Source organism: Coprococcus sp. AF51-11b1, assembly GCF_027682785.1.
GTDB lineage: Bacteria > Bacillota > Clostridia > Lachnospirales > Lachnospiraceae > Allocoprococcus > Allocoprococcus comes.
Map to the genome: position 1 here is coordinate 286,328 of NZ_JAQCZB010000001.1, position 18,394 is coordinate 304,721.

At 40.1% G+C, this 18,394-nt stretch carries 16 protein-coding genes; all 16 read right to left on the reverse strand.

Annotated features, from left to right (window positions below; genetic code table 11):
• Positions 1-4: 4 nt before the first annotated feature.
• On the reverse strand, positions 5-907 hold the full coding sequence (locus tag PGY05_RS01385) for a sugar phosphate nucleotidyltransferase (RefSeq protein WP_270475189.1): 903 nt from the start codon (positions 905-907) through the stop codon (positions 5-7).
• Positions 904-1,812 (reverse strand): capsular polysaccharide synthesis protein, encoded by a 909-nt coding sequence (locus tag PGY05_RS01390; protein WP_270475190.1) that lies wholly within the window; start codon positions 1,810-1,812, stop codon positions 904-906. Before PGY05_RS01390 ends, PGY05_RS01385 begins: the two co-directional genes overlap by 4 nt.
• 15 nt (positions 1,813-1,827) lie before the next feature.
• Complete coding sequence (locus tag PGY05_RS01395) at positions 1,828-3,231, reverse strand: oligosaccharide flippase family protein (RefSeq protein ID WP_270475191.1); 1,404 nt, start codon at positions 3,229-3,231, stop codon at positions 1,828-1,830.
• Positions 3,231-4,436: a hypothetical protein gene (locus PGY05_RS01400; protein ID WP_270475192.1), complete on the reverse strand. Its 1,206-nt coding sequence runs from the start codon at positions 4,434-4,436 to the stop codon at positions 3,231-3,233. Before PGY05_RS01400 ends, PGY05_RS01395 begins: the two co-directional genes overlap by 1 nt.
• A gap of 15 nt (positions 4,437-4,451) precedes the next feature.
• Positions 4,452-5,669, reverse strand: coding sequence for a glycosyltransferase family 4 protein (locus tag PGY05_RS01405; protein ID WP_270475194.1), 1,218 nt, complete (start codon positions 5,667-5,669; stop codon positions 4,452-4,454).
• A gap of 4 nt (positions 5,670-5,673) precedes the next feature.
• A complete protein-coding gene (locus tag PGY05_RS01410) occupies positions 5,674-6,678 on the reverse strand; it encodes an acyltransferase family protein (protein WP_270475195.1) in 1,005 nt (334 codons plus the stop codon).
• Positions 6,665-7,777, reverse strand: coding sequence for a glycosyltransferase (locus tag PGY05_RS01415; RefSeq protein ID WP_270475196.1), 1,113 nt, complete (start codon positions 7,775-7,777; stop codon positions 6,665-6,667). Before PGY05_RS01415 ends, PGY05_RS01410 begins: the two co-directional genes overlap by 14 nt.
• Positions 7,778-7,832: 55 nt before the next feature.
• Complete coding sequence (locus PGY05_RS01420; protein ID WP_270475197.1) at positions 7,833-8,714, reverse strand: glycosyltransferase family 2 protein; 882 nt, start codon at positions 8,712-8,714, stop codon at positions 7,833-7,835.
• Between the two features lie 14 nt (positions 8,715-8,728).
• Positions 8,729-9,919, reverse strand: coding sequence for a radical SAM protein (locus tag PGY05_RS01425; protein WP_270475198.1), 1,191 nt, complete (start codon positions 9,917-9,919; stop codon positions 8,729-8,731).
• 25 nt (positions 9,920-9,944) lie between these two features.
• A complete protein-coding gene (locus tag PGY05_RS01430) occupies positions 9,945-11,144 on the reverse strand; it encodes a glycosyltransferase (protein WP_270475199.1) in 1,200 nt (399 codons plus the stop codon).
• 52 nt (positions 11,145-11,196) lie between these two features.
• Positions 11,197-12,219, reverse strand: coding sequence for an acyltransferase family protein (locus PGY05_RS01435; protein ID WP_270475200.1), 1,023 nt, complete (start codon positions 12,217-12,219; stop codon positions 11,197-11,199).
• A 292-nt stretch (positions 12,220-12,511) separates the two neighbouring features.
• Positions 12,512-13,642, reverse strand: coding sequence for a glycosyltransferase family 4 protein (locus PGY05_RS01440; RefSeq protein ID WP_118199407.1), 1,131 nt, complete (start codon positions 13,640-13,642; stop codon positions 12,512-12,514).
• 142 nt (positions 13,643-13,784) lie between these two features.
• Complete coding sequence (locus PGY05_RS01445; protein WP_270475201.1) at positions 13,785-15,206, reverse strand: sugar transferase; 1,422 nt, start codon at positions 15,204-15,206, stop codon at positions 13,785-13,787.
• Positions 15,207-15,488: 282 nt separating this feature from the next.
• Positions 15,489-16,145 (reverse strand): (d)CMP kinase, encoded by a 657-nt coding sequence (gene cmk / locus PGY05_RS01450; protein WP_055247106.1) that lies wholly within the window; start codon positions 16,143-16,145, stop codon positions 15,489-15,491.
• Between the two features lie 79 nt (positions 16,146-16,224).
• Positions 16,225-17,457, reverse strand: coding sequence for an NAD(P)/FAD-dependent oxidoreductase (locus tag PGY05_RS01455; RefSeq protein WP_118199717.1), 1,233 nt, complete (start codon positions 17,455-17,457; stop codon positions 16,225-16,227).
• Positions 17,454-18,353, reverse strand: a complete 900-nt coding sequence (locus PGY05_RS01460) for a MurR/RpiR family transcriptional regulator (protein ID WP_270475202.1) — start codon at positions 18,351-18,353, stop codon at positions 17,454-17,456. Before PGY05_RS01460 ends, PGY05_RS01455 begins: the two co-directional genes overlap by 4 nt.
• Between the last annotated feature and the right edge of the window lie 41 nt (positions 18,354-18,394).

Below are 18,394 nucleotides of genomic sequence, written 5' to 3' on the forward strand. Positions count from 1 at the left end.
TTGTTTACAAATCACTGAACAGGTCAGCCTTGTACACGCCATTCTCAAGCATCTTCTTGAAGCTTTCCTTTACGGCTGCGACATCTTCATGGTAGGTCATGCCGTACCATGTGTCGTTGGTCTTCAGAACCTTTACGGACATATTCCCCTGCTCCAGTAATTCTCCAATAAAGATAGGAATCAGATACTCTGCTTTCAGAGGATTGCTAGGTACTTCTTTCTCAAAAAACTCTTTGAATCCTTCTTCCAGTACATCCAAAAAATCAGGAGTTAATCCCCACATATTCATGGATACCAGAGAATCAACATCAATCACTTTTCCGTCTGATTCTGCTCCAGTTGCGGTCTTCACAATATTCTTTGTCTCAACAACCTCAGTCAGATTGTTCTGCTCATCCATCTTGCAGATACCACGAGTTACACCACCGTTATCAGACAGCGTATTCTTCAGCACAAAGCCAGCCATACAGGACTTTCCGCCATTTACCAGATACTCATGGATAGCCTTGAAGCCTTCCTTGCCATAGTAATCATCAGCATTAATGACAATAAACGGGGTATCAATCACATTTTTCGCTGCAAGGACGGCCTGACCAGTCCCCCACGGCTTTGTCCGGCCTTCTGGCAGAGCTCCCGGGATGTCGTTGATATCCTGGAAAGCGTAATCCACAGTTACACCATGAGAAGCGCAAATAGAGGCAATACGGTCTCCGATGACCTCTTTGAATTCCTTCTCGATATCCTTACGGATAATAAATACTACATGGTTGAAGCCAGCCTCGATTGCATCATGGATTGAGTAGTCCATGATGATATGTCCAGCATCATCCACTGGCTCCAGTTGCTTGATTCCTGTTCCGAAGCGGCTACCGATACCAGCAGCCATGATAAGTAATGTTGTTTTCATAATTTTCCCTCCTTAAACATCTCATAATATGTTTGTGAGTAATCTTTTGGAATAAGGTATTTATTTGATAACTTATGGATTGGAGTTATTTTTTTCAGTGTTTCCCAATAGCCCTTTTCATATTTCTTAAAGAAGACCTTTCCAAGCATGTGCGAAATTGCATCTGGCATAAACACTATGTCTTCAAACAAATCTTTATAGTACGGAATTACCAGTGTTGTAAATAAGTGCCATTGGAAATAGTCTCTTACTTTATTTTCTTTTTCCCAATAGTAATAATTAATGTCCCTCAAAGTTTTAAGAATCGGATAATCTCTTTTGGAATATATAAAATAATTATTATAAACTCTAGTTATATCCTCAGAATCATCAATAGCATACATGAAAATATCTTTTTCATAGACCCAATCAGGAATTGGCCCAGATAGAAAAATGGTGCTATCCATCCAAAGACCGCCATAGCGAATCAGCAACTCCATCCTAAGAAAATCCGACATTTTCGTATCTGTAATTAATCCCCTCTTCCATTTTTTTAGAATATGATCCGGGAAGTTAACATACTGATCCATGTTTTCCTTTGTGATGACAATTATCTCTTTATCCGGCATATTCCGTTTAACCGACGCATAACATCTTTTAACTAATTCCGGAGCATTTTCCATTCCTTGAAACCAGCAAATCCAAATATATTTATCTCCACTAGCGTCACATTCTTCCGCTTTTTTATATAAGAATTCACCTATCTTACAACTATAGTTCTTATCTAAATATTGATAGACCTTATTTTTTATTTCAAGCCCTGCAATGTTTCTGTTCGAATACCCGAATAAATTAAAAATTTCCGTAACTATCCTATATTTCAGATTTCCTTCCTGTAGAGCTCTCTTTATTTTTCGACTGTCCACACCTACACCTCATTTTTACTTTTTAAGCAGTTTATTTAACAGTAACATAAAATTATTCCTAGAAAAATATAACACTAATACAAATAATATAATTTCAATGAAAGTCTCTCTCAACAAGCTTAGCCCAGCAATTTGCACTACCGCCTGCAGTAATAGTACAAAATAGTTGAGAGCGTCTTTTTTTATTTCAACAGTAAATTCAAACAGTTTATAGGATTTATAAAGTCTAATAAACCAAACTGTAAAATAAGACATTAGCGTAGCAAATGAAGCGCCCAATGCATTAAAGGAAAATGTTAGTGGAATATTCAGCATAATATTGATACATGCCCCTGAAAATGAAGACATCGCATTAATTCTAGATTGCTTCACTGCTGCAAACATTCCCCCCAGTAGACCACACATTCCACCGAACACCACAGAAATCATTAGAAATGGTGCAAACTTCCAAGCATTATAAAAATCATTGGCAAACAATATCTTCGCAATCAATTTATTAAAAACAAGTAACCCCGAACAAACAACAGTCATACCTGTATTGTAAATTTTATATACATTTTCATAAAAATCTGTAGTCTTAGTTTCATCATTCTCTTTTACTGCTGACAATAACCACGCTTGATTAAATATATTTTGAAAAAGATTTAGTAAGGAAGGTATTTTATATGAAACAGAATAAATACCAGTTATCGATGCTCCACAAAATGCCATTACAATATATCTATCTGAAGCATTATTAATCCACCAAGAAATCGTATCAACAACTAGAGGTTTACTGTAATCTGTCATTTCCTTCTGAAGATTTCTTTTATTATTTGGATTTCTCCAATAACTCCATAATTTCAGTTTTAAAATCAAATAGAAGGATGGAATTATATTAGACAAGCAATATGCAAACATATATCCTTCTAAACCTGCTTTGATGAGAAGAAGAAATATAATATTTGATCCCAATAACGTTACAGAACTTATAATGCCGGCAATCGCAATATCAGTTATTTTTTCTATACCTCTGCAATACTGAGACAAGTAATCATAAATGATGTTACTTAAAAACATTAAAATAATAATTCCAGTATAGTCGACAAATATATTTAGAGCGCCCACATATTTATTGCAGATAAAGGCGCTCGAAAATATGATAATAGCAAATAATATGTACAGAATACCAACGCTAAATACATCCTTTTTATCTTTATCTTTATCCAACGCAAACCTCAAAGCTGCACTGCTGATATTGATAGACAAAATAGGTATACAAAGCGATACAGTTGTTTGAGCTAAATCGAATACACCGTATTGCTCTGTAGACAAAACACTCGTATACAGAGGAATTAATAGGAAAGCCAGGATCTTACTCCCCAAGTTACTTAAGGTTAATACACCTATATTTTTTATTAAATATAAATATTTCGACATTATCTTCCTTCCTCTACCTCTGTATCATACATTTTGATTATTACAACCATAATTATAAATAATATAAGCGTCGCATTTGTTGTAAAAATAGATGACCCCAAAGAATGAATTGCAATAAATAACAAACAAGAAATTGTTACTGCTTTTAATTCTTTCCTTAAATTCGATTTCATTACAAAATAAAAAAAGTTCACAAATATTATAAGTGCTATAATCAAGCCCAAAAAACCGAACTGTCCAATTATAGTAGGCCAATAATTATCATTTAAAAAAGAGGTATCGGTTTTACTCATTCCATACTTATTATTAAACCCATAGAGCTGATATAACGGCGAGTAGTAACTTGCTGCAACAGGACTTCCATACGTCGCAAAACCACTACCCAATGGAAAATACGCTAACGCTGTTTTTAAACCATAATTAAAAAGAACAAGTCTAGGTGCTGTGTCATTTAAAAAATAGTTTTGTATCTGAAATTGTCCGAAAATAATGCAAAACAGCAGTAGCACAACATACACCCATTTATCAATCTTTTCTCGGTCCCTTTTAAAATAGTATAATATAAACAGAATAGATACTGACCATATAATTGACGGTCCTTTTAAGGTGAGTATCATTTGAACTATTGCAATTAAAATATACCTCAAATCGTATTTTTTCGACAAAATAATCAACAAAGCGCAAAGAACTAAAATTGAAAACAAGTGCTGAAAACCAACTATAAAGTAAAACGATTTGATGCCATTTCTCTCATACTCTGTCATTCCAATATTTATAAATTGCGAAATAACTGCACAAGCCAGTCCACTCCAAAGGAAGAACTTTGCCATAGGTGTTAATATTCTAATTATCTCTTCACTATTGTGTTCATTCAATAAAAAATACATTCCTACGGGACAAATAATAATCTTCGACAAGGTAAGCATGTCTAAACAGACTGCAAACTTGTCTGGCTGCACTTTATTTAGGACTGTACTAGCAATTCCGATCAGCCCTATTAATACAAAAAGAAAAAATATATTTCGAATACACTTATCTATGTATGTGCATCTTTTAATTGTTCCTAAGACCATATATGGCAACAGTAGAATCGTCACAAGCTCATCTGCGTATTGCAGAATTGGAACATAGTCTACTAAAAATACAGCAGATATTAAAGATAATATTACTATTAATGGAAAAACCGTGCTTTTATATATTTTCATGCGCACCCTCCTTTATTACTTGGTCTCATCTCGCATATATATATGTTTGAATTTTTGTTCCCAAGTCAAGTTTGCATTTGCAAAGTCCTTTCCATTCAACCCGAGGCGTTCTCTCAACCCAGCATCTTTAATCAGTCTAGTTAATGCACAACAAAAGTCTCGCTTTATTTCTTCTATATTTTGGTTTGTATCTATAAAAATACCACAATCATGTTCCTTTAACATAGAGCTAAAGCTAGTATCAAATGCTACAATGGGAACTGCATATGCCATTGCTTCCAGTAATACATTACCACTTGTTTCTCTCAAACTAGGAAGAACAAAAATATCCGCTGTCTTATAAGCTTCCGAAATTTGATTCAAAGGTCTATTTCCCAATAGTTTTATATGATTTGCAACAACACTATTTTCTATTTTCTTTTCAATACTTTCTCGATCTGCTCCATCTCCATATATATCCAATTCCCAAGACAGATCATTTGGCATATAACTTAAAGCATCGACTAAAAATGCAATTCCTTTTTTTCCGATTAGCCTTCCAACAAAAACTATTTTGCAGGTTTGATTATTTCGTTTAAAATAATCAATATTTCTATACTCTTCTCTCAGAGCCAATTCAGGCAGCAATTCAACACTTTTTCCAACTATTTTTTCTATTTGAATTTGTGTTTCCTTATTAATACAGTAAATAGCCTTATACTGTTTGATGGCATTTCTATAAAATGGATTCCATGAACAGCTTTTATTAACAAATTCTCTAAATGCAGCAGCAAGTTGATTTTTTTCATAGACCTTCAATGGCTTAGGTGTGACCTGTGCACCACCCATTGGTCCCCAAATCACCTCTGCACCTTTAGCTTTATACATCTCACTTGGAATCCTGTAATCATTCATAGTAACATGATGAATTACATCAAAACGGATTTCTGAATGTTTAACCCAAAGCCATGCCCAATGCTGCCATAAAATATAATACATATGATGAAAAGCGGAATGCTTTTCTCTGAACCAGTTAAGTGCATTAGGGACGTCAACAATAACCAATTCAACATGTTGTATATTAAATTCTTTGAGACCTCTTCTCGTGTCCTTCTCGTTGAATTTCTTGGTAAGAAGGATTATTCTATCGCCTTTTTTATAGTTTTTCTCATACTGTAAAACCCAATTCCAGCCAATACTATCCTCAGATCCCTTATAAGGATTCACGCTATATGCAGAAATAAGATAATTCATCATTTCACCTCCCAAGAATCAGTGTTGAAAGCATATGATTTTTTCTAACGACGTATTTAGACAGAAAAATTGGAGCAATCAATCCAAAAATCAGCATCATCCAAGCATATACTAAATAATCAAATCCTAAGATTTTGCCACATACAACAAATATCGCTTGCTGCACATAATACCCAATCATATATATATCCATTCCATAATCACCTAGCACCATCCATACCTTTTCTCCACAATGGTAATGTTCAATCTGCACGGCAATAACAAAAAGCAGAAAGACACCAATAACGGTTACTGCGGTTGCCAAAATCCAAGACTGAGACTTATAGATCCTAACAAACGCAAGCATCATATATCCTACAGAAACAACCGCTATTATCACTATTCCTTTTACTGACATCAGTAGTTCGGAATTCTTTATTTTTTCATAAAGATGCTTTCTCACAGCACCACCCATAAAATAAATCCATGCGTAACTAAGGAAAAAACCAACAACATATCCAGACTGTTTGAATACAACAGTGTTTAGCATATATAGTACAAACATAGTACCCGTTAAAGTTGTGCGATTTATAGTATCAAATAGGATTCCAAAAATAGAAATAACAAACAGGGCGTACAGAAACCAAAGACCGCCGTTCGGATTATTTCTTCCAATTAAAACATCTACCGCAAGAGTAGAATAATTAAGCGGATTCCTTGCAAATGCACCAAATAATAGCTTAAGAACGGCTGTGACCACTGTTAAAAAGAAATACGGCACCATCAGCCGCTTAGCTTTTTTTACGATTGCTTGTTTCTTTTCGCTAATGCTACGTCTTTTCTCGCCTTCAAGAAATCCACTAATAAAGAAAAAAGCTGGCATATGAAAACAATAAACAAAACTTTTTATAAAGCCCAAAATAGTCGGCATTTCTGTCGGATTAAAAGAATGTCCAATGACGACACAAAGCACAGCCATTCCACGCATTATATTTATTTCATTAAAATATTGTTTTTTACTTTTTTCCATCGTCAAGCCTTTCTCTTTCTATCTCTAAAAATTGTTCTACCCTTTGTTTTGTAGAAAGTTTGTATCTGTATTTCATGCAGTTTTCAATATACATTTCACTGTTAGAAACCACATCATTCAAATCGGATTCATCCCACTGTTTCTTCGCAATGCCAAGTTGATAATCTTTGATATAGGTGGAATTTAGCGGAACATCTGTTGTGACAATAGGCGTTCCAACTGCAATCGCTTCTACGATGGAAATCATATTGTTGTCTTTCACCGTATTAACAAGCAACGCCTTTGACTTAGACAAAATCGGGAGTAGTTCATCGTGTGTCATCTTTCCTGTGAAAATTACATTCGGAGCAATTCCCAAAGTCTGTGCCATCCTCTGAAGTTTTTCTTTCAACTCCCCTTCGCCTATAATGAATAACTGGCATGTGGAATTGTACTGATCCAGATACTTGGCAAACTTTTCAAGGATTCCACCGATTTTCTTTCGCTCAATCAGTTGCGAACAAACCACAAAACTGTTATCTTTCTCTGTAGATGCTTTAAACTTATCGAGGTTGACACCATGATCGATTACATTTACATCCGTGTTCATGCAGTATTTCTTCACAAAGTTCCTTGCCTCAACTGAGCGCGCAACAACCTTTGCGTTTCGCATGAAGAGTCTTGCTATAACCCCATACCAGATCTTTGAGGGAATTTTCTTCATAATAGCATTATGCTTTGCAAGTTCATGCCAGATAATTGTCTTGTCTGGTGCTGCTCGATATGCCATCAACGAATTCAGTGAGAATACTTCGCTTGTAATAATCAAATCGTATTCTGTACGATGTTGTTTTACATACTGATACGTCTCTGGCATAAACGGCAAGCAGTGTGGCATGCAGACTTTTTGACACTTGCACTCCCACCACAGTACCTCAAATGGATATGTTTCACTTTTTATCGGCTTGAACGGCTCTCCTCCAACCAGCGTTACAGAATGACCCATTTCATGGAACGCCAAGCAAAAATCATACATCATTGTGTCTTTTATTGATGCAGCTCTTTTTATATTTTTTGTTTCCGATGTATACATAATCGGATTAATAACAAGTACTTCCATTAAATATCTCCTATCATCTACTGACAGAAGACATTTAGTTACTTAATCAATCGAATTACTGTGCTTTACACCATCGTGAATGCAAGAACAGTCCACCTGGGATGCACGCTGTTGCAAGAACTTTATGTCTTGATTTGCGAATCAAGTCGCAAATCTTGACTCCCGCAAATCTCCCATATACAATATACTGTAGTCCACCCTTGATTCTATATCTTGTCTTTAAGTCGGACTCCATGAATTCCTCTGCTCGATGCATACACCCAACTGGCGAAGCAATATTATGCTTACGCCGATTATTGGTTAATCCATCTTCAAGATAATTTCCGACGTAAATGGCTTTATTAATATGTACCATCTCATATTTTCTAGCCATTCTAACCCAAACAAGATCTTCCCCAAGGAATTTCTCATTCGGATATTCGGGAAAAGGGAATTCTTTCAAGCAATGTGTTTTGAACACCTCTGCCTTATCTGCGCCAGTGTCATCACCGTTTACGCGCACATCGATATAGGAACCTATTTTTTCATTGATATCAAACTTCTTGCCATTGACTTTACCATCAGGGAACGCTCTGAGAAATGCATATCCACAGATATTGTTTTGTGACCTGTATTTCTTGTGAATCTTCAGTATCGACTCAACTGCATCATCTGTCACATAGTCATCTGAATCAACTATAAAGGTAAGTTCGCTGCAAATGGTCTGTATTCCTACATTTAAAGCCGTGTGTTTTCCTCCATTACTCTTATAGATATATCGTATTGGAAAATCACTATTTTCTTGTAACTGAGTAATTAGATTTTTTGTACCATCAGTACTTCCGTCATCAACTACAAGCCACTCAAAATCTTTTACAGTTTGCTTTTGCAGTGAATCCCAGAGGCTTTGTAATCGCCCCCCCCGATTAAAGGTAGGGGTTAAAACTGTTATCATCATAGTTATTGTTTTCCTTATTTATTCTCCATCTGCTGTGCTGCGATATCAGCATCCACGATTTCCTCACCGGTCTTATGCTTCAGCTGCTCCTTAGAAGCTTCACTCAGACCGTTGTTGATCACGCAGTTCATATCACAGGTGCTGCACTTATCCAAATCCTCTTTAGTAACTTTGCCGTCGCGGTAATCACGGCAAATCTTCAGCTCATACATGCTGTACGGATGCTTGGTAAACAGCGCCTTGAACTTGTGTACCAGAACCCAAGTAGCAGGCTTCCAGATGTACTTATGCATCGCCGGAGAAACACTACCTATCATCCAACAGTCACGGTCGCAGCAACGAACCTTTGCACGAACTTTCTCTGCTTCCGGGCTGTTCCACAGCTCGTCCCAAGTCTGGTTGTTCAGGTTGCCCATAACCTCTTTGTCCTTGGTGCCATTGCAAGGCATAACATCGCCATACGGATCGATGAAGAAGGTGTCAAAACTCATGTCGCAAGGCAGCAGACGCTTCTGGCCATAGATGTAGTTGATCAGACCATGGTTAAAGTAAGCGCGGAACCACTTCTTTGGGCTGTTGCTGCGGAGCAGTTCATTGACCAGATTCTCAAAGTTCTTTGCGACCATAGGGCGGTCATGGATGATGTTCTTTGCCTCAACGAAGTAAAAGCTGTTGTGTAAAGATGCTGTTGCGAACTCCATGCCCATCTCGTTGGAAATCTTGTACAGCGGAACCAGATCAGGAGCGTTCTTGTCCTGAACAGTCATACCGAAGCCGACATCCTTCATGCCCATTTCACGCAGCTTCTTCAGTGTGCCGTAACCACGCTGGTAGCCGTTCTGCAGGCCACGAATCTCATTGTTGGTCTGCTCCAGACCCTCGATAGAGATACGAATACCGATCTGAGGGAACTCCTTACACAGATCAACGATACGATCTGTGAAGAAACCGTTCGTGGAAATAACGATACGATCAGACTTCTTGTACAGTTCACGCACGATATCTTTCAAGTCGGTGCGGATGAACGGCTCGCCGCCGGTGATGTTCGTAAAGTACATCTTCGGCAACTTCTTGATGGTTTCGATGCTGATTTCCTCTTCCGGCTTGGAAGGTGCCTTATAACGGTTGCACATGGAGCAACGAGCATTGCAGCGGTAAGTGACGATAACCGTACCATTCAGTTTCTTTTCGTTATTGTTAGCCATTTTTCTAATACCTCTATCTCTCTTTTTATCTATAAACTTTCATAATTTTCTCGTAATACTCATCAATGGTATCGAAGCTGATGTCCTTGCAGTTCGCACTGTACTCCGCACACAGCTTCTTATCACCCCAGAGCTTCTCTATCTTTCTCTTCAAATCTTTCCCGTTACCGCTTTCAAACAGCTCGCCGGTCTTGCCAACCCGAATCAGCTCCGGGATACCACCAATGTTCGCTCCCAGCACCGGCGTGCCGTACATCTGGGATTCCATCACAGAGAACGGGCAGTTCTCATACCACTCAGATGGGTAGATGGAGAACCGTGCCTCACGGATGAGCTTTTCCAGTGCCTCGCCTTTCTGGAAACCAACATTCTTGATGTTACTTACACCCTTGATGCTCTCTTCCAGCGGACCAGTACCGGCAAAGATGAACTGCACATCCGGCAGCTCCTTACAGACCTTGATGAGCGTGCCGATACCCTTCTCCTCCGAGAAGCGGCCGAAGTAAAGGACGTAGTCCTTCTTTTCCGTTTCCTTCCACTCCACCTTATCGATGAAGTTGTGCATTGCCACAGTCTTCGTTGCAAACAGCGGGTTGCTGTCCATCTTGGTCTTCATGAACTCCGAGCAGCAGATCATGGTGTCAATATACTTGTAGGTGCCTTTCCACTTCCAGAACTCAGCCTCCATCATGCCGATGGCAGACTTTGCCGTGGAACCGTGGATGCACTTTCCTTTCATGCAGTTCACGAAATGACCGCCGAGACACTTCTCACAGTTCTGGTGGGTGTTCGGATTGTTCAGCATGTGATTCGGGCAGACCAGCTGGTAGTCATGTGCTGTGAAGATGATCTTACACTCTCTTCCGGTCTCCTTGCGCCACTTCACGATTTCTAGGATGATGGAAGGTGTCAGCTGGTAATTAAAATTGTTCAGGTGACAGACATCCGGCTTAAAGTCATCTAGTACCAGTCTTAATTTTTCTCTTGCTTCCTTGCTGTAGATGGTCTTGATCGGGTAAGTCAGCTTGCTCAGTTTACTGCCGCCGTGGAAGTCCATATCAGATGTATAAGCATTGACACGGTTGCCCACGCAGCGACCTTCATGCTCCATTCCGAAGTACTGAACCTCATGTCCATGCTGCTCCAGTGCCTCACCCAATTTGAATATATACGTTTCTGATCCACCGTTTCTGAATAAAAATTTATTTATCTCGATAATACGCATATTACTCTCTTTTCCTTGTTGTAGATTTTCTTTAATTCCATGTCTGCCTCTATCACACTTTTTGATAATTTCTTATCTTCACAAATTTATTCGGATACAGGAAGAACTCCAACCACTTCGTTTTCTTCATAATCCAAGCCACAACGATCGGACCTACAAAGCTAATTCCTAGTCCCAGCACCACATGAATCACAGAACTTCCGATACCCAACTTCAATAAAACCGCTCTCATCGATGCTGCAAACATCGTGTGCATCAGAAAAATCGGCATTGTGTATTTTGCAAGAAAATCCATACCTCTGCCAAATCTTCTTTCAACTCCCGCTATCATCAAGATGACAGCTACACAAGCCAGCAATCCCATTGTGAAAGGAATCACGCCACCACTAATTTCCGCCTTATACACCACCACACTCAAAATCATAAACAACAATCCGCATATCGTTCCTTGCACTTTTCTGCCCTTCAGCTGCACGTTAAATGCACAAATACTCATACCGAGCACAAACCAGATTTCGTTTATGAGAACTGTTGATACTGCGTAAACGCCGTACCCCCCCCCAGTCAAAATTAGGCCTTTTGCAGCTAATGCAACTACCAATCCAACTGCGACTGCTTTCACACTGTTAAAAGTCGGCGTAACAAGAAAGATGAAGAACAATGCGTACAGATACCAGTACGGTGCTGTTGGGTGAAGGAACAATGTATCTCCCAGACCACCAATTTGATTGTTAATGCTACTCGAAAACACCTTTTTCAATATCCAAGTAGCAGTTGTAAAAGTGGCATACGGTACGCCGAGCGCCAGCGCTTTTTTAGCTACATTTCTGTGCCAACTTTCCACATTGTCTACCTTGCTATACTTCTGATAAAGGTATCCACTACAAATAAAGAACAGCGGCACATGGAAGTAGTAAATTGTAGTAATAAACCATTCATGTAGATTACTATCTGGCAGAATGCCAGATTGCACCATACTCATAAAGAAATGCCCCACCGCAACCAATATACAGGCGATTACTTTTACATCATCCACCCATTTTTCTCTTGTTCTTGCTGCAATTTGTTTACTCATGTTATTTTTCCTTATGTGCTCTACTTTATTTCACTACCTCTGTTCAGATGAAGCACTTCCAATGTGTTGTTCATAAACCAGAGTGCTCCATACAAACGCAGGTAGTGATACTGAAAGTTCTTATGATAAAATCATCTGCTGTTACTGAACCTAGGTAGCGAGATAAAAACCGCTCTCGCAGCTCTACCCATCTCTCAAAATGTGCCGCAAATACGCTATTTTTACGGCGTTTTCACCATGTACATCTCACTACCTGCGTTCGGTTAGAGGAGATTATTTATTATTAATACTCTCATCGGCTCTTCTCCCCATACAATGCAAGTGTTTTGTCCACTACTTCATCCCAGTTGTATTTTGCACAGATAAAGTCGGCTGCCTGTTCTTTTAACTTTCCTACCTTCCGAATATCATCGCATGCGTCCTGCAGTTTTTCTGTCAGGTCCTTGATATTGGATTTTCGGAATATGATTGCTTTATCTTCTACCACCTCGGTACATTCCGGTATATCAGATACCAGACAAGCATTTCCATAACTCATGGCTTCCAGAAGACTTAATGGCATTCCTTCCAGATCAGACGGCAGCGTATAGATGTAAGCGTTGCTGTATAATTCATCCAGCATCGCTCCCTGCACAAATCCGGTAAAGAGAATCCGATCGTCACCCTTCGCCAGTTCTTTCAATTCCTTCATAAAGGAATCTGTATCACTGGAACCGCCTGCGATGACCAGCTTTTTATCTGTTTTGACATCCTTGAACGCTTCAACCAAATACCGGATACCTTTTTCCGGTACCAGTCGACCAAGAAATAATATGTAGGAATCTTTCGTCAGTCCAAATTTTTCTGTTATTAAACCAGCTTCTCGGGTTTCTGGTCTGTTCACTCCATTCGGAACGAAATGTGTCTCCCTTCCATAGGTATCTCTGAAATAATCCTGAACACCTTTACTCAGAACGATGATTTCATCTGCATATTTTACAGCATTCTTTTCACCCTGACGGATGAATTTAGAGCCAAATCCTGACTTCCATTTTTCCCGTTGCCAGTCTATACCATGAATGGTAACCACAACCCTCTTTCCAAACATCTTTGGAAGCCATGAAAAAAAAGCCGGACCTTCTGCATGGATATGTACCACATCATATTTTCCAAAAGCACTGTACAGAGCCGCAAAGAAAGAGGAACTCACCGCTGCAAGACCTTTTCCTTCAATAGTTGGAACAAATTTCTGTCGGATTCCATCATATTCAATTTTATTGTCATACTCTGCACCACTCACGTGATGACCAGATCTGTTGTAACAGGTAACCCGACATCCATCTCGTGCCATTCTGGTGCACAGTTCTTTTACAACAATCTCTATCCCGCCCTCACGGGACAGTCTTTTTTGTCCGAACATGGACACTGCAAATTTATCTTTCATAATGTTCTCCAACCAATATTGTCCCCTCTACTCCTTTATATCTATGTACTTTTGTTGAGTAGACATTCCTGCACTCTACATACTTAAAAGAAGTAGCCTTTTCAGCATTTCGTATGCTTTTTATTGACCTTTTACAACAATTCTACTTCGATCCAACCTTCCCCAGCACAACAGCCACGGTCTTAAACAGAATCATAATATCCAACCCCGGACTCCACTTTTTAATATACTCGGTATCCAGTCTTACAACTTCTTCAAAGTCTGTGATATTACTTCTTCCGCTGACCTGCCACATACCGGTAAGTCCCGGCTTGAATGCCAGTCTGGAGCGGTGATGCATCTCGTATTTTTCCCACTCGTCCACTGTTGGCGGTCTGGTTCCCACAAGGCTCATATCACCTATGAGTACATTCCAGAACTGCGGGAATTCATCCAGAGAGTAATCACGGATAAAGTTTCCGATCCCCTTGATGATACGCGGATCGTTATCCATCTTGAACATCATACCATCTTTGATATCGTTCTGCGCCATCAGCTCTTTCTTCCGCTCTTCTGCATCCATATACATGCTTCGGAATTTGTAAATGTTGAATTTTTTGCCATTTTTTCCGATTCGCACCTGCTTAAAGAAGATCGGTCCCGGTGACTTAATATAAATGATTGGTGCTACAAAGATAAAAATGATACCTGTCAGTAGCATTCCAACCAGTCCTCCGCAGATATCCATCGTCCTTTTGAAGATCAGCTGACCGGCGCTTACCATATTGATGCTGGTCGAAAGCACCGTATATCCTTCCAGCTTTTCCACAATCTGGTTGGAAGAATCATCCGCAACTCTTGCCAGCTTGATATGTATGGTAATTCCCATGATACCGAAATTTTTGATCATTTTATCCGGAAGCGCAAGCTCTGTCGGAATGCTGAAAAGTGCTTCATCCACCCAGTTCAACTGTGCAAAATCTTCAATCGCACTCTCTCCACAAAATACCGGGAATCCATGATAATTTGGAATTTCATTTTTTTTTGCATCAATAATTCCAATCCCCATTACATGAAACTCACTGTAGGGATTGCTGGTAAATGCCTCCACAATTTCTCTATAATTCTTTTTCCCACCGATCAGAAGGATCGCTCTTTTCCCTGATGCAGGGCCTCTGTGCTTGGAAAGCCATTTTTTCAACAAAATCCTTCCTATATATAATACGCAGATCGATATGATTGGGAATGCAAATATAACAACTCGTGAGTAATTGCTCGACTCTTTCATTGCAAACAAATAAGCAATCACACACACGGTCACGATGATTGCGTGCTTTGCGACTGCCTTAGTCTCCAACCAGTACCCTCTTCTTAAGATGCCCTTGTAACTTCCCATCATCAGTCCCACAACCAGATCGATCGCCGCTATCGCAAAAAACACATTCCGATAAAGCGGTGCTTCTCTGTAATATGCAGTCCCATGATATAACCAGTGAGCAAGTAAATAAGATAATTCCAACAATATTAAATCTAACAAAATAAAATCCCAGTGTTTTAACCAACTGGAAGTTTTCTTTCTGTACATAAGTGAACCCAACCCTCTTAAACATTACTATCGTAATTTTTCTTCTCTAACATTTATAACATATTTCGTATAAAAGGTAAAGCAATCTCCATGTACAATTCTCTTTTTCGACATTTTATCGACTTTCCGCACAAAAAAGCCATTAGTTTTATCTACTTTTTCCTGAAAACTAATGACTTTTTAATTATTTATCGATTATTGTATTTTCAATTATAGATTTTTACCCTTTCCATACAACAATCACCTTTTTTTGCTGCTGCAATCTGATTTCTGACAGATTTTCTACTTTGTCAGTGCAATAATTGCCTTCACCACATCGTCAATTCCCATCTCAGAGCTGTCGATCAGCGTTGCATCTTCAGCCTGCTTAAGCGGTGCGATCTCTCTTGTCATATCGCGCTCGTCTCTTTCCTGGATATCCTGCCTGATCTGTTCAAAATCACAGGCTTCTCCTTTTCCTTCCAGTTCTTTGAACCGGCGCATTGCGCGGCATTCTACACTTGCAGTCAGATACACTTTAACGTCCGCATTCGGAAGTACATTGGTTCCGATATCTCTTCCATCCATAACGACATCTTTTTCTTTTGCAAGATTCCTCTGCAGATCCAGAAGCTTTGCACGGACTGCCGGTACTGCAGAGCTTACGGATGCCATATTTCCAACCGCTTCCTCACGAAGCTGTGAAGTGATGTTTTCTCCATTCAAATAGACCTGCTGCACACCATTTTCATAACCAAGCTCTACCTTTGCATCCTCGCATGCTGCCTCGATCTTCTCTACTTCTCCCGGTACGATCCCCTTTTTCAGAAAATGTACGGCAAGTCCGCGGTACATTGCCCCGGTATCTACATAGATAAATCCCAGTTCCTTTGCAACCAGTTTTGCGATCGTGCTCTTTCCGGCACCTGCCGGTCCGTCAATTGCGATATTATATCCCATTTTATATCCTCCCTGTTTCACTCACATTTTCCTGTTTACGCCATCTCTGGATTGCTGTGCGATATCTATAATCCAAAAACTACCAGATATTACTTCCTGCCGCATATGCAGTCGACCATGCGATCTGCAGATTGAATCCACCGGTCAGTGCATCCAGATCCAGCACTTCCCCTGCAAAATACAGTCCCTGTACCAGCTTTGACTCCATCGTAGACGGATTGACTTCTTTGACTTTTACGCCGCCCCGTGTAATAATTGCCTCTTTGAAATCTCGAAGCCCGGTCAATGTCACAGTAAAATGCTTGATCAGATGGACGAAATTCATCCGCTCTTCTTTTGTGATCACATTGACCTTCTTCTCCGGATCAATGCCACTTAAGTGGATCATGACCGGAAGTAATTTTGCCGGAAACAGTCCGGTAACTGCATTTTTAAACTGTTTATTATGGTTTGCATCAAATTCCCGCAGCACTCTCGCATCCAGCTGCTCTTCGGAAAGTGCCGGCTTCAGGTCGATGACCAGCTTTAACTCATGCTTTTTCTGCAGGATTTTACCTACATAGGCACTCGCACTGATGATCAGTGGTCCGCTTACTCCAAAGTGGGTGAATAACATTTCTCCGAAATCACTGTACAGCTCTTTCTTTCCGTCATAGACCGTTGCCTGGACATTCCGGAGGGAAAGCCCCATCAGTGCCGGAATGTACTCTTCTCTGACATTCATCGGAACCAGGGAAGGTGCAGGTTCGGTGATCTTGTGTCCCATCGCTTCTGCAAAGCGATAGCCATCTCCGGTGGAACCTGTTGTCTGATAGCTGACACCACCGGTTGCGATAATGCAGGCATCCCCTTCTTCTTTGCTTCCATCTGCCATGACAAGATAGGAAAATCTTCCATCCTCTGCCACAACCTTTTCTACATTGGAATAAAGATGGATGTGTACTCCATTTCGCTTCATTTCCACCTCCAGTGTGCGGATAACATCCGAAGAATGATCCGACTGCGGAAATACACGGTTGCCACGCTCTGTCTTCAGACGCAATCCTGCATTTTCAAAGAAATCCATCACATCCTGGTTGGTAAATCCGTAAAAACTGCTGTACATAAACTTCTCATTGGATACCATATTCTGGAAAAGTTCATCCACGTCACAGGCATTGGTGACATTGCATCTGCCTTTTCCCGTGATGAAAAGCTTCTTTCCAAGTTTTTCATTTTTCTCAAATACGTGGACTTCATTGCCATTTTTCGCCGCAAAGATCGATGCGAACATACCGGCAGCTCCGCCCCCTACGATCAGTACTTTACTCATTTGATCCTTACCTCATCTTCTACAGGCTCCAGCTCATCTCTGGAATAAACCTGATATTCGTCCCAGATGTCCTCCAGTGTCTCCAGTGTCTCAATAACATCATCCTGCTTCTTCATACAGAGTGCAACCACCAGTGCATTGATCACACTGAGCGGTGCAACCAGGGAATCTACGATAGATGCCATATCACTCTTGGCGATCAGATTGCAGGAGGAATAGAGATTCATCGGTGAATTCACACTGTCGGTCAAGGTTATTACCTTTGCTTTCCGGTTGCTGGCAAATTCCAGTGCTTTTAAAGTACGCATGGAATATCGCGGAAAACTGATCCCGATGATCACATCTTCTTCCCCGATCCGGATCAGCTGCTCAAAAATCTCGCTGGAACTGTTGGTATCGACCTCTATCACATCCTCACAGATCAGATTCAGATAGAAAGTCAGGAATTTTGCCAGCGGTGCACAGCTTCGGATTCCGATCACATAAACCTTTTTTGCCGCAAGGATCGTATCCACCGCCAGCTCAAATGCATGATTGTCCACAGATTCCAATGTCTGCTTGATCTTCTCGATATCAGACTGCAGGACCGTCGCCAGGATCTCGCTCCGGTCGATCCGTCCGTAGGTCACTTCCATACGCTGGATAGAATTCAGCTTGGTACGCACCAGTTCTCCCAGTGCTTTCTGGAATTCGGGATAGCCTTTATATCCAAGCTGTGTTGCGAAACGGACAACCGTTGATTCGCTGACACCGACTGCCTCTCCCATCTTTGCAGCCGTCAGGAAGGCTGCTTTATCATAATTTTCTTTGATGTAATCCGCAAGCCGCTTCTGTCCTTTGCTGAACTTCGGATATCTCTCATCAATTCTAATCAGTAACTCATTTTTTGTGCTCACAATTTGCCTCCAAATAAGAAACGTGCCTTTTTATAAAATCA

What these genes read in the sequence shown, in the direction of transcription:
- PGY05_RS01405 (WP_270475194.1), bottom strand. Translation starts at nt 5,669, where the DNA reads ATGAATTATCTTATTTCTGCATATAGCGTGAATCCTTATAAGGGATCT.
- cmk (WP_055247106.1), bottom strand. Translation starts at nt 16,145, where the DNA reads ATGGGATATAATATCGCAATTGACGGACCGGCAGGTGCCGGAAAGAGC.
- PGY05_RS01455 (WP_118199717.1), bottom strand. Translation starts at nt 17,457, where the DNA reads ATGAGTAAAGTACTGATCGTAGGGGGCGGAGCTGCCGGTATGTTCGCA.
- PGY05_RS01425 (WP_270475198.1), bottom strand. Translation starts at nt 9,919, where the DNA reads ATGGCTAACAATAACGAAAAGAAACTGAATGGTACGGTTATCGTCACT.
- PGY05_RS01410 (WP_270475195.1), bottom strand. Translation starts at nt 6,678, where the DNA reads ATGGAAAAAAGTAAAAAACAATATTTTAATGAAATAAATATAATGCGT.
- PGY05_RS01400 (WP_270475192.1), bottom strand. Translation starts at nt 4,436, where the DNA reads ATGAAAATATATAAAAGCACGGTTTTTCCATTAATAGTAATATTATCT.
- PGY05_RS01395 (WP_270475191.1), bottom strand. Translation starts at nt 3,231, where the DNA reads ATGTCGAAATATTTATATTTAATAAAAAATATAGGTGTATTAACCTTA.
- PGY05_RS01440 (WP_118199407.1), bottom strand. Translation starts at nt 13,642, where the DNA reads ATGAAAGATAAATTTGCAGTGTCCATGTTCGGACAAAAAAGACTGTCC.
- PGY05_RS01420 (WP_270475197.1), bottom strand. Translation starts at nt 8,714, where the DNA reads ATGATGATAACAGTTTTAACCCCTACCTTTAATCGGGGGGGGCGATTA.
- PGY05_RS01430 (WP_270475199.1), bottom strand. Translation starts at nt 11,144, where the DNA reads ATGCGTATTATCGAGATAAATAAATTTTTATTCAGAAACGGTGGATCA.
- PGY05_RS01435 (WP_270475200.1), bottom strand. Translation starts at nt 12,219, where the DNA reads ATGAGTAAACAAATTGCAGCAAGAACAAGAGAAAAATGGGTGGATGAT.
- PGY05_RS01445 (WP_270475201.1), bottom strand. Translation starts at nt 15,206, where the DNA reads ATGTACAGAAAGAAAACTTCCAGTTGGTTAAAACACTGGGATTTTATT.
- PGY05_RS01385 (WP_270475189.1), bottom strand. Translation starts at nt 907, where the DNA reads ATGAAAACAACATTACTTATCATGGCTGCTGGTATCGGTAGCCGCTTC.
- PGY05_RS01415 (WP_270475196.1), bottom strand. Translation starts at nt 7,777, where the DNA reads ATGGAAGTACTTGTTATTAATCCGATTATGTATACATCGGAAACAAAA.